The sequence below is a fragment of the Atopococcus tabaci DSM 17538 genome (genome assembly GCF_000429585.1).
GTDB classification, from domain to species: domain Bacteria; phylum Bacillota; class Bacilli; order Lactobacillales; family Carnobacteriaceae_A; genus Atopococcus; species Atopococcus tabaci.
Genome location: NZ_AUCD01000050.1, coordinates 1 through 17514 on the forward strand (window position 1 = coordinate 1; position 17514 = coordinate 17514).

The window sequence follows — 17514 nt, forward strand, 5'->3', positions numbered from 1 at the left end:
TGGGAACGCGGGACCAGCGAGAACCAGCACCGGCTCATCCGCCGCTTCCTCCCGAAGGGAAAAGCCATCAGCGCGGTGAGCGAAGCCCACTGCCTCCGGATCCAGCAGTGGATGAATGACTATCCGCGGAAAATCCTAGCCTACCAGACGCCACACGATTGCTTCGTGAAGGCCATCCGGCAGGAACAGGCGGCAGCCTAAACCAAGAGCCAAAACAGACAGCAATATACCGATTAGGTATGGCCACGTTTTCCCTCGGTGGGGGTGGCTAACTTAAACTTGAAATTTACGTTTCCAATTCGTTCAATGATTCATACGAAAGGGCCAAATGATCGATTGCGCCTTTGCCGAAACGGGTCGGTTTTCCACTGGTTGATTGCTCCAAGCGGAGGAAGAAAGTCCTCGCTTCATTGGTGAACTCCAGCGGCGTTTCCATTTCTTCCATCTTCAGCCATTCTGCAAGGAACCGGCCCTCTTTCTCTGTGTTTTCCACAGCGATGTCTATCCCTAAGATACGGATGAATTGTTTTTCGACTGGAACCGATGAGTGATTGGTCGGGTAGTCGGCTGTTTCTTCGCCACCGGCCTCCACGAACCGCAACGGCATGTGGTCGGGATCCGTGAAAATCAGCCCTTCATCATCCAGCGTTGACTGAACCTCGTAGCTTTCTAGGCGGTCTTTCCAGTAAGGAAGAGCGCCTTTCGGGACAAGCAGGGAAACGGTGGAAAAGTAATTGTTTTCCAAATAAGATTGTCCCGCACGAGGCAGTTCGAAAAACGTCAATAGAGTGCCCGGCGATCCAGTGTAATCTCCATAAAACAGATGTCGGATGTGAGTGTGTTCTTGGTTGACGGTATTTTTGACCAACCGCAACCCCAACACTTTCGTATAAAAGAAGTGATTTTCTTGTTTTGATTTGGTGAAAGCAGAAATGTGGTGAATGCCTAGTAGACCACTCATGAGACGCCTCCTTTCCTATTCCACATTTTGTTAAAGTGGTTCTGCAAAGCAAGAATAACATACTTCAGATAATCTTACAATAAGTAAGTTTAATTCGAGATAAATTAATTCGAGTTTTTTTACGACAAAGAAGACTGCCTCAAATGAGACAGTCTAAACACTTTATGCAAATGCCACGCAGACAACTTCAGGTGCGTAAACATCTTTTTGAAGAAGGGTCAAACGGCCGGTGTCTTCGTCGCGCTCGAACAACGTCAAGTTGTCGCTTTCTTGATGGCCGACAACCACAAACTTTCCGGAAGGATCGAGGTTGAAGTCACGCGGGAAGTCTCCTTCTGTAGACGTCCAACCAATCAATTCCAACGTGCCGTCCGTTTCGTTTATACGGTAAGACACCAAGGAGTTGTGACCGCGGTTGGATGCGTAGAGGAATTTTCCATCCGGTGACACACGGATGGCTGCTCCGCTGTTGAAATCGGTATGTGATTCAGGGATGGACGGAACGGTTTGGAAAGGTTCCAACGTGCCGCTGTCTTTGTCATACGTCATCGCAATCACTTCACTGCTCAATTCCCCGAAAACATACACGAATTTTTCGTTCGGATGGAACACCACATGTCTTGGACCGGTTCCCGGTTCCGTGTTCACATGGGACACTTCATTGATTTTGCCTTCGTCTGTCACTTCATAGGTAAATACTTCGTCTGTTCCCAAATCGCAGGCAATCAAGTATTTCTCATCAGGCGTGAGGTTGAAATAGTGGGCATGCGGCGCATCTTGGTTTTCATGTGCACTGCTGCCAGAATGAGCGACGGTGTCTGTCAGGGTCAACTGACCATCTGTATCCGTTTTGTATACGGCCACTTCGCCTTGATGATAATTGGCGGTATACACGAAGTTACGTTTTTCGTCGTAGGCGACGTAGCATGGTGCAGCGCCTTCCGCAGTGGAGACCGCTGCTTTTTGGTAGTTTCCATCCGCATCTTTCTTGAAGGAAATGACGCCGCCATGATCGGAGTCTTCTTTCAATACCGAATATAGAAGAGAAGCATCGCTGGATAAATCTAAGTAAGTCGGACTTCCGGCTTCCGCGGCCAACTCCAGGTCTTTTAATTCCTGCGTGTCGGTATCCAATGTGATGGTGTAAATTCCTTTACTGTCTTTTTTTGTGTACGTTCCCAAAAAAATCTTGTGATCCATTGCTTATTCCTCCCTTAAATAAAATCCATCTCCAGTATAGCATAACTGCCCTGCATTCCTGAAAGGGAACACAAGGCAGAGAAAAAGAGTCGAATTATAAGTTTTGAATCCGTTCGAGAATACGCTCGTTGGCGCGTCGGTCCCGATTTTCAAAAAGAGCGTCCGCTTTCTTGCGGTTTTTCCGGCTCATTTCGAAGTTTTGCGTTTGGATTTGTTCCAAGAGGTAAATCAATTCGTCTTCCCGTTCCGCAATTTCCCCCGGCAGTTCATTGTGATACGAACGGAGAGAAGAGGCTGTGTCGTCCGAATATTCCTCGGTGTATTCCACATCGCTTGTATACGGACGATAGAAGAAGATCGGTCGTTCCAACAACCCGTAGTCCAAGGCCTTTGAGTGGTAGTCGGTCACCAGCACGCTGCTGTTCAACATGGCGGCTTGTTCCTCCTCGCTTGTTCCGCGGATGACGGTCCACTGTTCCGCTTCAAACAATGCGGCTTCTTCCGTCTTGTATGCCGGCAATATGATGGCCGGTTTCAAAGGCGTGTTTTGAAGGAATCGTTTGAATGCGTTGTTTTGTGCCAGAGACAAAAAGAGGTTGTCTGACTGTTCTGGGTAGCTCCTCCATTTTGGTTTCTGAATATGCGGCAGGAAGAGAAGGATCTTCTCTTTGGGACGCTGTTTGGCGCTCTCCAAGAGTTTGGCGTGGTAAGGCAAGCCTGTCAACCCGACTGCAGTGTCTTCGAAGCCAAGGGAGTCGGCGGCGAACCGCTTTTCCGTTTTGGAACTTGTCAACAAAAAGTGAACCTTCGGCGAGGTGGTCTGTTGATTGAACGTCCAGCGCTCGTCTGAAAGACCCAACAAATGGTCCGGCAAAATCACTTTCTTGGCACGGATGTATCTGTCCCAGTTCGGCGTCCCGAACGGATAGATGAAGTGGGGTGCTCCACCGGTGATCAAAACGGAAGACACCAGCAATTTCCAGATGTACTCTTCCGATTTGTAAGCCAGCAGTCGGTCACCGGCTTCGGCTTTAGCCGCTTCCCATTCGTCAGAGGAAGGGTCCAAGATGTAATACACCTCTTTTTCCGGCATCTGTTCCCGTATATAGCGGAAGAAGTCCCATGAATTAAAGGATCGTTCGTAAGGTGATCCGGATGCAACCAGCCAGATTTCCTCTTTGGAATGGAACGGACGCGTCAGCCAGATGGTGGATGAGCGTTCACGTGCGTACGTCAATGTGTCGCGGTCGTACAACAAGGCGCACAGTTGCAGCTTGCCGGACGCATCCACACGATGGGTGAACACATACGCCAGGCGCCCAAAAGCTTGAACAGATTCTAAAGACAACGAAGCGTCCGCTCCATCCGCCGGTGTGCCGGCAGCCAATGACAAGGGAGCTTCCATCTCGGCAAAGTGAACCAGTAAGTAAGGGGTGAAGAAAGCGTCTTTGTTCTTTTCCATAAACAATTGCTTAGCCAACTGTGAACAGCGCAGTTGAACTTTGTAAGAGTACGTATACGAATGAGTGGCTTTGTCTGCATGCTCCAGCTTAAAAGACGCGGTGCGGAGGAAATGCATGCTTTCGTCTTGGTTTTCAATACTCGCTTCCAATTTCTGCACTTGGAACAAACGAGTGGTGAAGGAACCTGTAAGAGTTAAATCCTGCCCGTTTTGTTCTACTTTATCCACATGATTTTCTGAAATTAAATCTGTACGGGAAGCCGGTTGGTTGCACGCTAGCCCAAGAACCAAGGCGGGGCCTTCCAAACAAAATTGTACTTGTTTTCCGTCATGCGTGTCAGCGTTCAAGTCTGACAAAGACACTTCTTCAAATGCTGCCAGTGAAACAGGCCGCTTTCTGGTGGAAACATCTTCTTCATCTAAAGAAGACAAAATCCACGAACACGAAACAGTCGTTTTTTCTCCGTTGAGCAATGAAAAAAGTTGTCCGTATTCAAGTGTGAAGACATTGGTGTCTTCCTGCGGTGTGTTTTGAATGGACAAAGTTTCGCCGGAGCGAATGTCCGTCAGCAATAATTCATTTATTTCATGTGCAGCGTCCGGATGAAAAACAACGGAAATGAGTGCACCTTTTTCTGTTTTTTCTAGTACAAAGGAAGGGTGCTTTAATCGATTCGTTGTGTCGGCGGGCGCTGAGTGATTAGTTGATGAATGGTTATTTTCATTGAATGGCATTGTATGCTGCACCTCCAGATGCTGTTTGGCATCTTTTGTTTGCTTTCATCATATCAATCCCGAGCGTTCCTCGCAATCGCTTTTAGAGAAAAAGAATGGGGCCCACTATACGAGAAGGGATTTCTTCTGAACTCAGCATATTATTTCGTTTGAAAAGGCATACGTTTGGCATATGGATGTGGTAAAATAGATGAAATAAAAAAATCACTTTATAGGAACAAAGTCGTTGTCGGAAGTGAATGCGGTGAAGGAAGGTCAGAAGAAAATGAGAAACAAGGATTGGAAACAAACATGGATATGGAATTGGCTGATAAACAACAAATTTATTGCGCTTTTGTTTGTTTTGCTGCTGATTTTTTTGAACATCCTTTTATTCATCCGGCTTTCGCCGTTGTTTGCCCCGATTGGGATTACGTTGGAAATCATAGGTCCGCCAATCGTTTTCTCGGGAATTTTGTACTATTTAATCAGCCCGATGGTGGCGTGGCTGGAAAAGAAGAATTTTTCCCGACAATCCGCGACGGTTCTGCTGCTCAGTTTGTTGATCTTGTTCGTGGTGCTGGGCATTGCGATTGTCCTGCCGATTATCCGGGATCAGATTGTGACGTTTGTGACGGAATGGCCGGTCTATTGGGAAAATATCGTGACGCAGCTGGACGATTTGCTTAACACGGAGATTTTTTCAGAATTAATGGTACAAATCAATGAGACAGATCTGGTCTCGGTACTCTCCGATCAAGGAACCACCATCATTGACGCGACCGTGGGAGGAATCGGCAGTTTTATTGGGATTGTGGCCCAATTCTTCATCACACTGTTTACATTCCCGGTGATTTTGTACTATTTGTTGAAAGACGGGGACAACCTGCCGGACTACGTTTTCCAATTCGTTCCGATTACTGTCCGGGCAAAGTTGAAACAAGTATTTTCAGAGATGAATTCGCAGCTCAGTTCGTATATTCGCGGACAGTTGCTGGTAGCCTTGTCTGTTGGAATCATGTTTTGGCTGGGATTCGCCATTGTGGGGCTGGATTATGCAGTGACTTTGGGCGTGCTGGCCGGAGTGTTGAACCTGATTCCTTATTTGGGTTCCATTGTCGCGACGGTTCCGGCGCTGGTCATTGCATTGGTGGATTCTCCTTTTATGCTGTTGAAAGTATTGGTTGTGTTTGGGGTGGAACAAGTCATTGAAGGACGTATCATTTCACCGCAAATCCTTGGAAGCAACTTGAAAATCCACCCGGTGACCATTTTGTTTATCTTATTGGTGGCCGGTCGGTTGTTCGGTGTCACCGGCTTGATTTTAGGGGTACCGGGCTATGCCATCTTAAAAATCATTGCTGCCCATGTCTTCCTGTGGTACCGGGATGTTTCCGGACTGTACGAAGAAGGTGTACTGAAGCCGGATCCTTCTAAAGCGTTGGTGGAAGAATCCGACGAGAATAGAATTCTCAAATAAAAAGTAGAGGAAGCAAAAAGCCGGGAGGACATCCCGGCTTTTTGCTTTGTCTCCACTCGACACCCGAGGGAGGAGAAAGAGGTGAGGACTTGACATGTGACACCGTGTCACTTATAATAATGGATGCTGTTTAAAAAAGTGACACGGTGTCACAAATAGATAAATAGGACCATTATAAAGGAAAGAGAGGAAGACATGCCAACAAAAACTTTTTTCAATTTGTCGGAAGAAAAGCGTCAGCGGTTGATTGATGCGGCGATGAAAGAGTTTGCTCATGTGCCGGTCAATCAGGCTTCCATAGCGAACATCATCAAATATGCCGAAATTTCCCGCGGCAGCTTTTATCAATATTTTGAAGACAAAAATGATTTGTACTTTTACCTCATCAGTATTTTCAAATACAATTCCAAGCAGCTGATGAAGAGAAATTTTAAAAAAGCAAACGGAGAGTTCATTGAAGGGTACAAAAGGTTCGGTCAGGAATACATCCAAGCCGTGATGGATTCCGAAAAAGTGGGATTCTTCAAAAACATGTACTTATATATGGACTATCAAGTAAGCCGGGAAGTCGGCGTTGCATTGGTCAATTCCATCCGCCAGTCTTATCAAAAGACCGGCGAACGGGTAGTGGACGTCATCGACTGGGACTCTTTGAAAATCGAGACGCCAGAAGAACGGGTTGAATTGATGAAACACATCATCAGTATGTTAAACCAGGCGATTATGGAAGGTTTCTCAAAAGAATGGACCACCGAAGAAACCAAACAGTGTTTTTTGAGACGGTTGGGTTGGATTGCTGACGGCGTGAGGAAAGTACCCACAACAGAAAAGAGAAAGAAGGAAGATAAATGATTCGATTATGGAAATGGATGAATCCATGGAAAGTATTTTTAACGGTGTTCTTTATTCTCATCCAAGTAATCGGGATGATGCTGCTGCCGACCTTTACGGCGAACATCATTGACTTTGGTGTCGCAGAAGGGGACATCGGCTACATCGTTCGTGTGGGAATGGTCATGCTTGGAGTGACATTCTTGAACATTGTCGCAGCATTTTTGAACGTTCGGTTGGCATCTCTGGAGTCCCAAGGGTTGGGAGAAAAATTGCGTAACAAGTTGTACCGGAGAGTGTCGTATTTTGCTAATGAAGAGATGGACCGTCTTGGAACCTCCACGTTGATTACGCGGACAACCAATGATGTGATGCAGATTCAATTTGTGACGATGCTAGCTTTGAGAATCATGGCGATGGCTCCAATCATGATGGGCGTTGCAGGGTTCATGGCTTACCAGCGCGAACCGCAGTTGGCTCCAGTTTTCTTGATTTCCATCCCGCTGTTGGCGGTCTTGCTGGGAGTCATTTTACGGTTTGCCAGCCCGTACTTCCGTTCATTGCAATTGAAAACGGACCGCTTGAACCGTATTTTCCGTGAAGGATTGACAGGAATCCGAGTGATCCGTGCGTTCAATACGAGTGACTATGAAGAAGAACGATTCGATGAAGCGAACCAAGATTTTAGAGACACAGCGATCAAAGCATTTACCATCATGGGCTTCATGATGCCGTCCATGACGTTTGCCATCAGTGTCACAAATGTCTTGATCATTAGTATCGGCGCGCAGCTTGTCAGCACAGGAGACATGCGTGTGGGGAATATGGTGGCATTCTTGACCTATGCGATGTTTATTTTGATCGGCGTCATGAACGTATCCATGGTCTTGTTCTTTCTTCCGCGGGGTCAAGTGGCAGCGGAACGGGTCCTTGAAGTATTGGACACACCGAACTCCATCTTGGACGCAGAAAAAACAGCCACATTGGAAAAAAAGAAAAATGTCTCATTGGAATTTGACGACGTATCCTTCCGCTACACGGGCGCTGAAAAACCGGCGCTTGAAGGCATTGATTTTGAAGCCAGAAGAGGAGAGACGGTGGCCATCATCGGCGGAACGGGATCTGGAAAAACAACGCTGTCCAATTTGATTCTGCGTTTGTATGATGTGGAATCCGGAAGCGTACGAATCAACGGCATGGACGTCCGGGATGTTTCTCAACACGATCTGCGCAGTTTGATCGGCTATGCACCGCAAAAAGCCCTTTTATTCTCCGGAACCATCCGCGAAAACATGCAGTACGGCAAACCGGGTGCCACCGATGAAGAAATTTGGCATGCGTTGGAAATCGCCCAAGGTGCGGAGTTTGTTTCCAGACTTCCTCAAGGACTGGATTCCCGTGTGGAGCAGGGCGGAAGCAACTTCTCCGGCGGGCAGCGCCAACGTTTGAGTATTGCCCGGGCATTGGTCACAAAAGCAGATGTCTATGTCTTTGACGATTCCTTCTCTGCATTGGACTTCAAGACCGATTCCCAGCTGCGGAAAGCCTTGAAACCTGAAACCAGAGATTCCATCGTTGTCTTGATCGCTCAACGAATCAATACAGTGACCGATGCAGATACTATTCTTGTATTGGATAATGGAAAACTGGTCGGAAAAGGCACGCACGAAGAACTGAAAGAAACAAACGAAGTGTATCAAGACATTATGAACTCTCAAATGAAAGGAGAGGAGATTTAATGGAAGAGAAAAAGAAAGGCGCCGGTCAAATGCGGCCAAGAAAAGCCAAGAACTTCTGGGGCACAACCGCCCGCTTAGTCCGGTACATGTCCACCCGTTTCTGGCTGTTGGTGCTGACATTGGCGTTGGCTATCGCTGCCACCGTGTTGACCGCTCAAGCTCCTCGAATTTTGGGGTTGGCTACGACGGAAATTTATCGCGGCGTTCAAGAAGGACAAGCGCTCAGAGAAGCAGGCGAAACGGTGACGGTGTACCCGATTGACTTCGGTGTTTTACGGGAGATCATGATTACAGTGATTGTCGTGTACTTGTCTGCGGCGGTTTTCCGCTACTTCCAACAGTTCGTCACCGCACGTGTGGCACAGCGGACTGTTTATGACCTCAGAAAAGACTTAAAGGAAAAAATGAGCCGGCTGCCGATTGAGTTTTTTGACAAGAACTCAACAGGTGAAATCATGTCCCGTGCCATCAATGACATGGACCAGATTTCCAACACGTTGCAACAATCACTGAGTCAGTTCATCATCAGTGTGGTCCAGTTCTTCACAGTGTTGATCACCATGCTGATTTTGAATGTACAGTTGACGTTGATCACCATCATTACCGTGCCGGTGAGTCTGGGATTGATTGCGTTAGTGGCACCGCGTGCGCAAAAACAATTTGCCGCGCAGCAAAAAGAACTGGGGATTTTGAATGACCATGTGGAGGAAACATTTTCCGGCCATGCGATTGTCAAAACCTACAACCAGGAAGAAAAAGAAATTGAAAAGTTTGATAAACAGAGCGCCAAGTTGAACGAAGCATCGTGGAAAGCCCAATTTTATTCTGGAATCATGATGCCGTTGATGAGTTTTTCAAGAGACTTAGGTTACTTGGGAGTGGCAATCGTCGGTGGACTGGGAGTCGCAAGCGGCACCATGGCGATCGGGGACGTCCAAGCGTTCCTTCAATACGTCAACCAATTCAGTCAGCCGATGCGTCAGTTGGCCAACCTAGCCAATACCATTCAAGTGACCATCGCTTCTGCGGAACGGGTATTTGAGATTTTGGATGAAGAAGAAATGGTGGAAGTGCCGTCTGGAGTGGCACCAAAACCAGACACACCATACAAAGTGGAATTCGAACACGTCCAATTTGGATATGGCGGAGACGACGAGCCGTTGTTGATGACCGACTTTAACCTGCAGGTGGAAGAAGGCGAAATGATCGCCATCGTTGGACCGACCGGAGCAGGAAAAACAACGTTGATCAACTTGTTGCAGCGTTTCTACGATGTCAAAGGCGGCAGCATCCGCTACGAAGGCGTGGACATCCGGGATATTCCAAAAGCAGAGCTGCGGAAAAACTTTTCCATGGTTTTGCAGGATACGTGGCTCTTCAATGGAACGATTTGGGACAACATTGTGTACGGGACGGAAAACGCGGAACCCAATGAAGTCTTGGCTGCCGCAAAAGCGGCTCACGTAGACGACTTTGTCCGCCGCTTGCCGGACGGATACCAAACCGTTTTGAACGAAGAAGGAACCAACGTGTCTCAGGGGCAGCGTCAGTTAATTACCATCGCCCGTGCGTTCTTGTCGGATCCGGAAGTGTTGATCTTGGACGAAGCGACTTCCAGTGTAGATACCCGTACAGAAATCTTGATTCAACGGGCAATGGAAAAATTGCTGGAAGGCCGGACCAGTTTTGTCATCGCACACCGTCTGTCCACTATCCGTGATGCAGATAAAATTGTGGTGATGAACCAAGGCGATGTGATGGAAACAGGTTCCCACGATGAACTGATGGAACAAGACGGGTTTTATGCCGATTTGTACAATAGTCAGTTTGAAGGCGAAGCCGAACCGGAACCATTGCCGGTCATGTAAATACAAACGACGAAAGAGCAGCGGAGTCAGTTCCGCTGCTCTTTTTTGTGCCACGCCTGCGCACAAAAACCGCCCGAACAAGCTGCTCGGGCGGAAAAGGTTCTTTCAATTCATTTGGAGGAGTAAAGAAAGAACTCGTTTGGTTGTTGGGTTACTCTTACTATAATAGGGGAATATGAAAAATCTATGATGAAACACGAAAAGAATTAAGAAAGAGTTGCATCAATATGAAATCTTGTGTATACTTACTAAAAGTAAGTCGTAAAAAACAAAGGCAGGTAAACAATACATGAAACTAAGCGAAAACATCAAAATGGGTAAAGTAGTACTGAACGTCCAAAACATGGACAACATGAAGAAATTTTATTCCGCTATCTTGGGAATGCCGATTCTTTCTGAAGGCGAAGAAGAAGTAGCGTTTGGCGCAATGGAATCCGATGAAGTGCTTCTCGTTCTCCGTCAAGCAGCGGAAGGCGCAACCCGCAAAAAAGCAGCCGGCATGTACCACTTTGCCTTGCTTGTGCCGGAACGTGGAGACCTTGGAACCATTTTGCGTCACATCATCCAAGTCCAGTATCCGCTTATTGGAGCCAGCGACCACGGATACAGTGAAGCCATCTACTTGAACGACCCGGAAGGAAACGGCATTGAAATTTACTGGGACAAACCGGTTTCTGAATGGGATATCCGTGACAACGGGGAAATCGTCGGGATCACGATCCAAATGGATGCAGAAGGTGTCTTGGGGGCTTCCAGAGAAACATACACCGGTATGCCGGAAGGAACGTACATGGGGCACATCCACTTGTTCGTGGCGGACTTGCAAAAATCCGACCACTTCTACAAAGATGTTTTGGGGATGGATTTGAAATACAACTTCGGCGCACAAGCGAAATTCTTTGCGGCTGGATTGTACCACCACCATATCGGAACCAACACATGGGGCGGAAGTGACTTGGCGGCTCCGCAGTCCGGCGACTTGGGCATGGAATACTACACCATTTTGGTGGAAGACGCTGCAGAGCTTGACCGTATCGAAGAACGGTTTGCGCAAAGCGGAGACGTGACATTTGAACGTGTTTCTGCAGATAAAATTGCTGCGAAAGATCCGAACGGGATTGCTCTTCACATTGAAGTGGCCTAAAGAAACCAATTGACTTTTCTGGCGGTTCTTTCCGCACGTTGTTTCCCCATTCACAATTGAATGTGGTAAACTGAAAACGTATGAATCAAGTGTCGGAAGGAGATTGTCAGATGAGTGAACCTTTGTTTTTACAAGGAGTACTGCAAGAAAAAATCTGGGGCGGCACCAAGCTCCGGGATGTGTTTGGGTATGATCTGGACAACGATCAAACTGGAGAGCTGTGGGCAATCAGTGCACACCCCAACGGCCCGGCTGTCGTGAAAAACGGCACGTATGCCGGCAGACGATTGGATGAATTATGGAGCGAACACAGAGAGTTGTTTGGACAGGCTTCAGGAGATGTGTTCCCATTGCTGACGAAAATCATCGATGCCGCGCAGGACTTGTCTGTCCAAGTGCATCCGGACGATGATTACGGTTTGCGCAATGAAGGCGAACTTGGAAAAACGGAATGCTGGTACATCATTGACGCGGAAGAAGACGCGGAAATTGTGTACGGCCACCATGCCAAAACGCGGCAGGAATTGGAAGAGATGATTGCGTCCGGCGATTGGGACCACCTCCTGCGCCGCGTCAAAGTGAAAAAGGGCGACTTCTTTTACGTGCCAAGCGGAACTATCCATGCCATCGGCGGCGGCATCATGATTTTGGAAACCCAGCAGTCGAGCGACACCACGTACCGTGTCTATGACTATGATCGCAAAGGGACCGATGGCAATCCGCGTCCGCTTCATACAAAGCAGTCGATTGAAGTGACCACTGTGCCTCATACTGATCCAGAACCGGCTATTCACGTGGAAAAGCAGGGAGACGCGACGGTGACGACATTGGTTGACAACTCTTTCTTCCGAGTCCAGGAGTGGCTGGTGGACGGAAAAGCGCAATGGGTGGCAGACGCGCCGTACACGTTGATCAGCGTGTTGGACGGCGGCGGCACGCTCTTTGCGGACAAACACACGTATCCACTCAAAAAAGGCGACCACTTGGTCATGCCGAATGACATCGACAACTGGATTTTGGACGGCGAGTTACACATCATCAGCTCCACGCCGGGAAAAGAATAACAAGAAAAAGAGGGCCTTGCCCTCTTTTTTGATATGTCAGAAACACGTTTTCAAACCTTGTCATTTTAAATGCCTTGCCGTATAATTTGAAAGGACTGCTAGAGAAAGTAGGTACAGAAAACGATGGCACAATTATTTTTCAAATATGGCGCGATGAACAGCGGAAAATCCATAGAAATTTTGAAAGTGGCCCACAACTATGAAGAACAAAACAAACCAGTTGTGATGTTTACCAGTGCGCTCGATAACCGGGACTCTGTCGGTGTCATTTCAAGCCGCATTGGATTGAAACGCGATGCAATCTTGATTTACGATGACACGAACATTTTTGAAGAAGTCAACGACCTTTCTTTCAAACCGGCATGCGTATTGATTGATGAAGCCCAGTTTTTGAAAAAAGAACACGTCATCCAATTGGCACATATTGTGGATGATTTAGGCATTCCGACCATGGCATTCGGATTGAAAAACGATTTTCGAAACGAACTGTTTGAAGGCTCCGAGTATTTGTTGCTCTATGCCGACAAGATTGAAGAGATGAAAACCATTTGTTGGTTCTGCCACAAAAAAGCCATCATGAACATGCGGATGCACGATGGCAAGCCGGTGTACACCGGCGAGCAAATTCAAATCGGCGGCAACGAATCGTACTATCCGGTTTGCCGCAAACATTACTATCATCCGCCGAAACAAGAATTCATTGAAGGAAGTGAAGAAGAAGCCAATGTTTGATCGATTGGACCAAGTAGAAGGCCGCTATGAGGAATTGAGTGAATTGCTCAGCGACCCGGATGTCATCAGCGACACCGACCGTTTCATGAAACTAAGCAAAGAAGAAGGGGACATCCGTGAGACCGTCACGGTGTACCGACGTTACAAAGAAGTCAACGAAGGCATCGAAGAGACCGAAGAACTGTTAAGCGAATCTTTGGAGCCGGAAATGAAAGAAATGGCGGAAGAAGAACGCGCCGAATTGTTGAAAGAAAAAGAAGAACTGGAAGAGCAGCTTCAAGTGCTCTTGCTGCCGAAAGACGAACGCGATGACCGCAACATCATCATGGAAATCCGCGGAGCGGCCGGCGGGGACGAAGCCCAGCTTTTTGCAGGCGATCTGTTCAACATGTACCAAAAGTACGCAGAAGCTCAAGGTTGGAAAACTGAAGTCCTCAGCGCAAGCGAGAACGACTTGGGCGGCTATAAAGAAATCACCGTCATGATCACCGGGGACAAAGTATATTCCAAATTGAAATACGAAAACGGCGCCCACCGGGTACAGCGTGTGCCGCAGACCGAATCGCAAGGACGTGTGCACACGTCCACGGCAACCGTTGTGGTGATGCCGGAAGCGGAAGAAGTTGAAGTGGATATCAACGAGAACGACATCCGTATCGACATTTACCATGCCAGCGGTGCCGGCGGACAGCACGTCAACAAAACCGCTTCTGCCGTTCGTTTGACCCACATGCCGACCGGAATTGTCGTGGCGATGCAGGACGAGCGTTCCCAGATTAAAAACCGGGAAAAAGCGATGAAAGTATTGCGCGCACGTGTCTACGACAAACTGCAGGAAGAAGCACAGAGCGAATACGATGCGGAGAGAAAGCTGGCTGTTGGAACCGGAGACCGTTCCGAACGGATCCGAACGTACAACTATCCGCAAAACCGGGTCACCGACCACCGCATCGGGTTGACGATTCAAAAACTGGATCAAATCTTGGCCGGAAAATTGGACGAAATTGTCCAACAGCTCCTGATTTACGAACAAACAGAAAAAATGGAGCAATTGCAGCATGACTCATAAACCTTCTGAAACGAACTCCGATCAAACGTACAGAGAAGTCCTCCAATGGGCTTCTTCTTTTTTGGAAAATTCCGGTCGGGAAAGGTACGCAGCGGAATGGCTGCTCCGGGAACGTCTGGGTTGGGATAAACTGGACTGGATGAAACATTCCCGGGACGCGATGCCGGAAGAGCGGAAACAGCAATTTTTGCAGGATGTGCACACTCACGCAGAAGGGGTCCCTGTTCAACACATTATCGGACACGAATGGTTTTACGGCCGAAAGTTCCACGTTTCTCCGGAAGTATTGATTCCGCGTCCTGAAACGGAAGAACTCGTGGAATGGTTTTTGGAAGACGCTCCGTCTGTGCCGTTGACTGTATTGGACATCGGAACAGGAAGCGGAGCCATCGCCATCACCGCAAAAAAAGAACGACCTCAAGATGAGGTGACGGCGGTGGATCTCAGTTCCGACGCCTTGGCGGTTGCCCAAAACAATGCCCGTGAATTGGAAGCAGACGTGAAATTTGTTGAAGGGGATTTGATTGAACCGGTCAAAGGGAAGAAGTTTGACGTGGTGTTAAGCAATCCGCCGTACATCGCCAGAGACGAACTGGACGTGATGGACGAGGTGGTGGTGGAACACGAGCCGGAGATGGCTTTGTTCGCAGAAGAAGGCGGGCTGGCGGTTTACCGCCGCCTTGCCGAGACGTTGCCGTCCGTTTTGACTGAAAATGGGAAAATCTATTTGGAAATCGGCTACCGGCAGGGAGAAGCCGTCAAAAAGCTGTTTGAAACCCGTTTTCCGCACGCGGAAGTAAGCGTAAAAAAGGATTTGTCCGGAAACGACCGTATGGTGCGGGTGACGTTAAAAAGAAATTGAACCATCGACACCGTTTGTGGAAAAGTGAAGTCCCTTTGACTTGCAAAAGGGACGGAATCAAGTTTAACTAAAGATGAATGACCCACAGGCTTATGCAATCCACACCTGTATTCGAGTGGGTTTTTTGTAAGGAAAGAGGCGAATACTTGTGGAAACTCTCATACTGAAACCAACAGACATTGAAAAAGCAGCCGCGTTTATCCAGGAAGGAGAGCTGGTTGCTTTTCAAACAGAAACGGTCTACGGGTTGGGAGCGGATGCGACCAATGATGAAGCTGTCAAAAAGATTTATCAAGCGAAAGGACGTCCGAGCGATAACCCGTTGATTGTTCATATTGCGAACAAAGAGCAGGTCACAGATTACGTGACACATATCCCTAATAAAGCCGAGCAGCTGATGGATGTGTTTTGGCCGGGGCCTCTGACCATCATCATGGAGTTGAAAGAAGGCACTCTGGCGCCTACAGTCACCGCCGGGTTGGACAGTGTCGGGATACGCATGCCGGACAGTCCATCCGCTCTGCGGCTCATCGAACGTTCCGGCAAACCATTGGCGGCTCCCAGTGCCAACACATCCGGCAAACCGAGTCCGACAACGGCCCAACATGTGTTCCATGATTTGAAGGGGAAAGTAGCGGCTATTGTGGACGACGGCGAAACCGGGGTGGGCTTGGAATCTACGGTGTTAGACTTGACCGAACCTGAAAAACCGACGATACTCCGTCCGGGAGGGGTGTCAAAAGAACAGTTGGAACAGGTGATTGGCCCGGTTTTTCTGGACCAACATCTGGTGGAAGAATCTGAAACGCCAAGAGCTCCGGGCATGAAGTACACGCACTATTCCCCGGAAGAACCCGTCTATGTGGTAGCGGAAGACGGACGAGGCTGGGAGCATGCATTGAAGATTTTCCGAGAGCGGGGAGAAAAAATCGGGCTCTTGGCCAGCGAAGAACTGATCGCCAAGTACGGAAAAGAAGCGGCAGCTGTTTATTCGCTGGGACCGAAAGAGAATGTGCGTGAAGCCAGCAGGTTGTTGTACTCCGGCCTGCGGTATTTTGAGACCACGGAGGCGACCGTTATCCTGGCGGAGTCGTATGCCGAATTGGATATCGGGCAGGCGTTCATGAACCGTTTGGAAAAAGCAGCAGGGAAAAAATACATTTAAAAAAGAAAAAAAGTGGCATCTTCGACAAACTTTCGCTACAATGGGATTGTTTGAATAAAAAATGGAAAAGGAGCGGACGTACATGGGAAATTTTCAGGTCATAGACCATCCATTAATCCAGCATAAAATAACGATTCTACGTGACAAACGTACCGGAACAAAGTACTTTAGGGAAGTTGTGAATGAGGTCGCGCGTTTGTTGGCATACGAAGTTTCTCGTGATATGCCGTTAGAAGACGTTGAAATCGAAACGCCGATCGTCAAATCCATCCAAAAGCAATTGTCCGGAAAAAAAGTTGCCATCATTCCGATTTTGCGTGCAGGATTGGGAATGGTCGATGGAATGTTGGATCTGATTCCAGCTGCAAAAGTAGGACACGTTGGAATTTACCGGGATCCTGAAACACTGGAAGCGGTAGAGTATTTCGTCAAACTGCCTTCCGACATCAATGAACGTCAGCTTCTTGTAGTAGACCCAATGTTAGCGACAGGGGCTTCCGCAATTGCTGCGATTGATGCGTTGAAGAAACGTGGAGCCACATCCATCAAATTTGTCTGCTTGGTTGCAGTTCCTGAAGGTGTAGAAGCTTTGCAGACTGCCCACCCGGATGTGGACATTTATGCCGCCGCATTGGATGAAAAACTGAACGAAGATGCATATATCGTACCTGGTTTAGGCGACGCCGGTGACCGTTTGTTCGGAACACTTTAAGGCGGCGTTCCACAAAAAAACTCTGTGTGCCGTCACTTGGATGGCCCACAGAGTTTTTTTGTTTTTACTCAAAAAACGGGAGTGGAATTTTCGGTAAAAAAGAAAGCGGATTCTATAAAAAACGGAAAAGTTTTTGTTAGAAATTTGCCATATTTCGGTAACATGTATTAACCCGGTTTCTTTTTTCATAATTTGATTTGTCAAATTAAGCGAGACAAAATATCATTGTCTACATGATCTAAGAAACACTCAAGTGGTGTTCGATAATTTAATGACTTTCTTGGAATGTTGTTTCTTCTAGAAGAAACGCTTGAAATGTACTCTTGTGTAACTGAATTGAAATCCATTTCTTTTGGTAGACCGGTTTTTCGTAGTAACCCATTTGAATTTTCATTTAGAGCTCTTTGAGAGGGCGTGCCTGGGTCTGCAAAATAAATGTCGATATCCTGTTGATTGCTGATGTTTTTCCAGTTTGAAAATTCTTTCCCGCAATCAAAAATAATCGATTTGA

15 protein-coding genes and 1 pseudogene are annotated in these 17514 nt (G+C 47.6%); 12 read left to right on the plus strand and 4 right to left on the minus strand.

What is annotated here, in order from left to right:
- Nucleotides 1–201: pseudogene (locus G470_RS14710) on the plus strand (IS30 family transposase); the annotation flags it as partial.
- An 85-nt stretch (nt 202–286) separates the two neighbouring features.
- On the opposite strand, the gene G470_RS13120 reads toward G470_RS14710, so the two are convergent.
- From G470_RS13120 to G470_RS0108070, 3 genes are all read right to left on the minus strand, one after another.
- On the minus strand, nt 287–961 hold the full coding sequence (locus G470_RS13120; protein ID WP_051258507.1) for a VOC family protein: 675 nt from the start codon (nt 959–961) through the stop codon (nt 287–289).
- Between the two features lie 162 nt (nt 962–1123).
- Nucleotides 1124–2161 (minus strand): lactonase family protein, encoded by a 1038-nt coding sequence (locus G470_RS0108065; protein WP_028274388.1) that lies wholly within the window; start codon nt 2159–2161, stop codon nt 1124–1126.
- A gap of 94 nt (nt 2162–2255) precedes the next feature.
- The gene (locus tag G470_RS0108070; RefSeq protein WP_028274389.1) at nt 2256–4358 is read right to left on the minus strand and encodes a CDP-glycerol glycerophosphotransferase family protein; all 2103 of its coding nucleotides are present in this window, start codon (nt 4356–4358) and stop codon (nt 2256–2258) included.
- Nucleotides 4359–4593: 235 nt separating this feature from the next.
- On the opposite strand from G470_RS0108070, the gene G470_RS13125 reads away from it, so the two are divergent.
- From G470_RS13125 to upp, 11 genes are all read left to right on the plus strand, one after another.
- On the plus strand, nt 4594–5817 hold the full coding sequence (locus G470_RS13125) for an AI-2E family transporter (protein WP_240470664.1): 1224 nt from the start codon (nt 4594–4596) through the stop codon (nt 5815–5817).
- A gap of 195 nt (nt 5818–6012) precedes the next feature.
- Nucleotides 6013–6669, plus strand: coding sequence for a TetR/AcrR family transcriptional regulator (locus G470_RS13130; RefSeq protein ID WP_051258508.1), 657 nt, complete (start codon nt 6013–6015; stop codon nt 6667–6669).
- Nucleotides 6666–8387 carry an ABC transporter ATP-binding protein gene (locus G470_RS0108085; RefSeq protein WP_035445364.1) on the plus strand — a complete coding sequence of 574 codons (1722 nt, stop codon included), beginning with the start codon at nt 6666–6668 and terminating at the stop codon, nt 8385–8387. The genes G470_RS13130 and G470_RS0108085 overlap by 4 nt, the downstream gene beginning before the upstream one ends.
- Nucleotides 8387–10255 (plus strand): ABC transporter ATP-binding protein, encoded by a 1869-nt coding sequence (locus G470_RS13135; protein ID WP_051258509.1) that lies wholly within the window; start codon nt 8387–8389, stop codon nt 10253–10255. Before G470_RS0108085 ends, G470_RS13135 begins: the two co-directional genes overlap by 1 nt.
- A gap of 289 nt (nt 10256–10544) precedes the next feature.
- The gene (locus tag G470_RS0108095; RefSeq protein WP_028274391.1) at nt 10545–11399 is read left to right on the plus strand and encodes a VOC family protein; all 855 of its coding nucleotides are present in this window, start codon (nt 10545–10547) and stop codon (nt 11397–11399) included.
- A 110-nt stretch (nt 11400–11509) separates the two neighbouring features.
- Nucleotides 11510–12463, plus strand: a complete 954-nt coding sequence (gene manA, locus G470_RS0108100; RefSeq protein WP_028274392.1) for a mannose-6-phosphate isomerase, class I — start codon at nt 11510–11512, stop codon at nt 12461–12463.
- Between the two features lie 123 nt (nt 12464–12586).
- Nucleotides 12587–13195: a thymidine kinase gene (locus G470_RS0108105; RefSeq protein WP_028274393.1), complete on the plus strand. Its 609-nt coding sequence runs from the start codon at nt 12587–12589 to the stop codon at nt 13193–13195.
- The gene (gene prfA, locus G470_RS0108110; protein WP_028274394.1) at nt 13188–14264 is read left to right on the plus strand and encodes a peptide chain release factor 1; all 1077 of its coding nucleotides are present in this window, start codon (nt 13188–13190) and stop codon (nt 14262–14264) included. The genes G470_RS0108105 and prfA overlap by 8 nt, the downstream gene beginning before the upstream one ends.
- A complete protein-coding gene (gene prmC / locus G470_RS0108115) occupies nt 14254–15126 on the plus strand; it encodes a peptide chain release factor N(5)-glutamine methyltransferase (protein ID WP_028274395.1) in 873 nt (290 codons plus the stop codon). Before prfA ends, prmC begins: the two co-directional genes overlap by 11 nt.
- Before the next feature lie 148 nt (nt 15127–15274).
- Nucleotides 15275–16291 carry an L-threonylcarbamoyladenylate synthase gene (locus G470_RS0108120; protein ID WP_028274396.1) on the plus strand — a complete coding sequence of 339 codons (1017 nt, stop codon included), beginning with the start codon at nt 15275–15277 and terminating at the stop codon, nt 16289–16291.
- An 82-nt stretch (nt 16292–16373) separates the two neighbouring features.
- Nucleotides 16374–17003, plus strand: a complete 630-nt coding sequence (gene upp, locus G470_RS0108125; RefSeq protein WP_028274397.1) for a uracil phosphoribosyltransferase — start codon at nt 16374–16376, stop codon at nt 17001–17003.
- 200 nt (nt 17004–17203) lie between these two features.
- Here upp and G470_RS14120 read toward each other — a convergent pair.
- Nucleotides 17204–17514, minus strand: a 311-nt coding sequence (locus tag G470_RS14120) for an IS30 family transposase (protein WP_156908012.1), incomplete at its 5' end; no start/stop codon positions are given.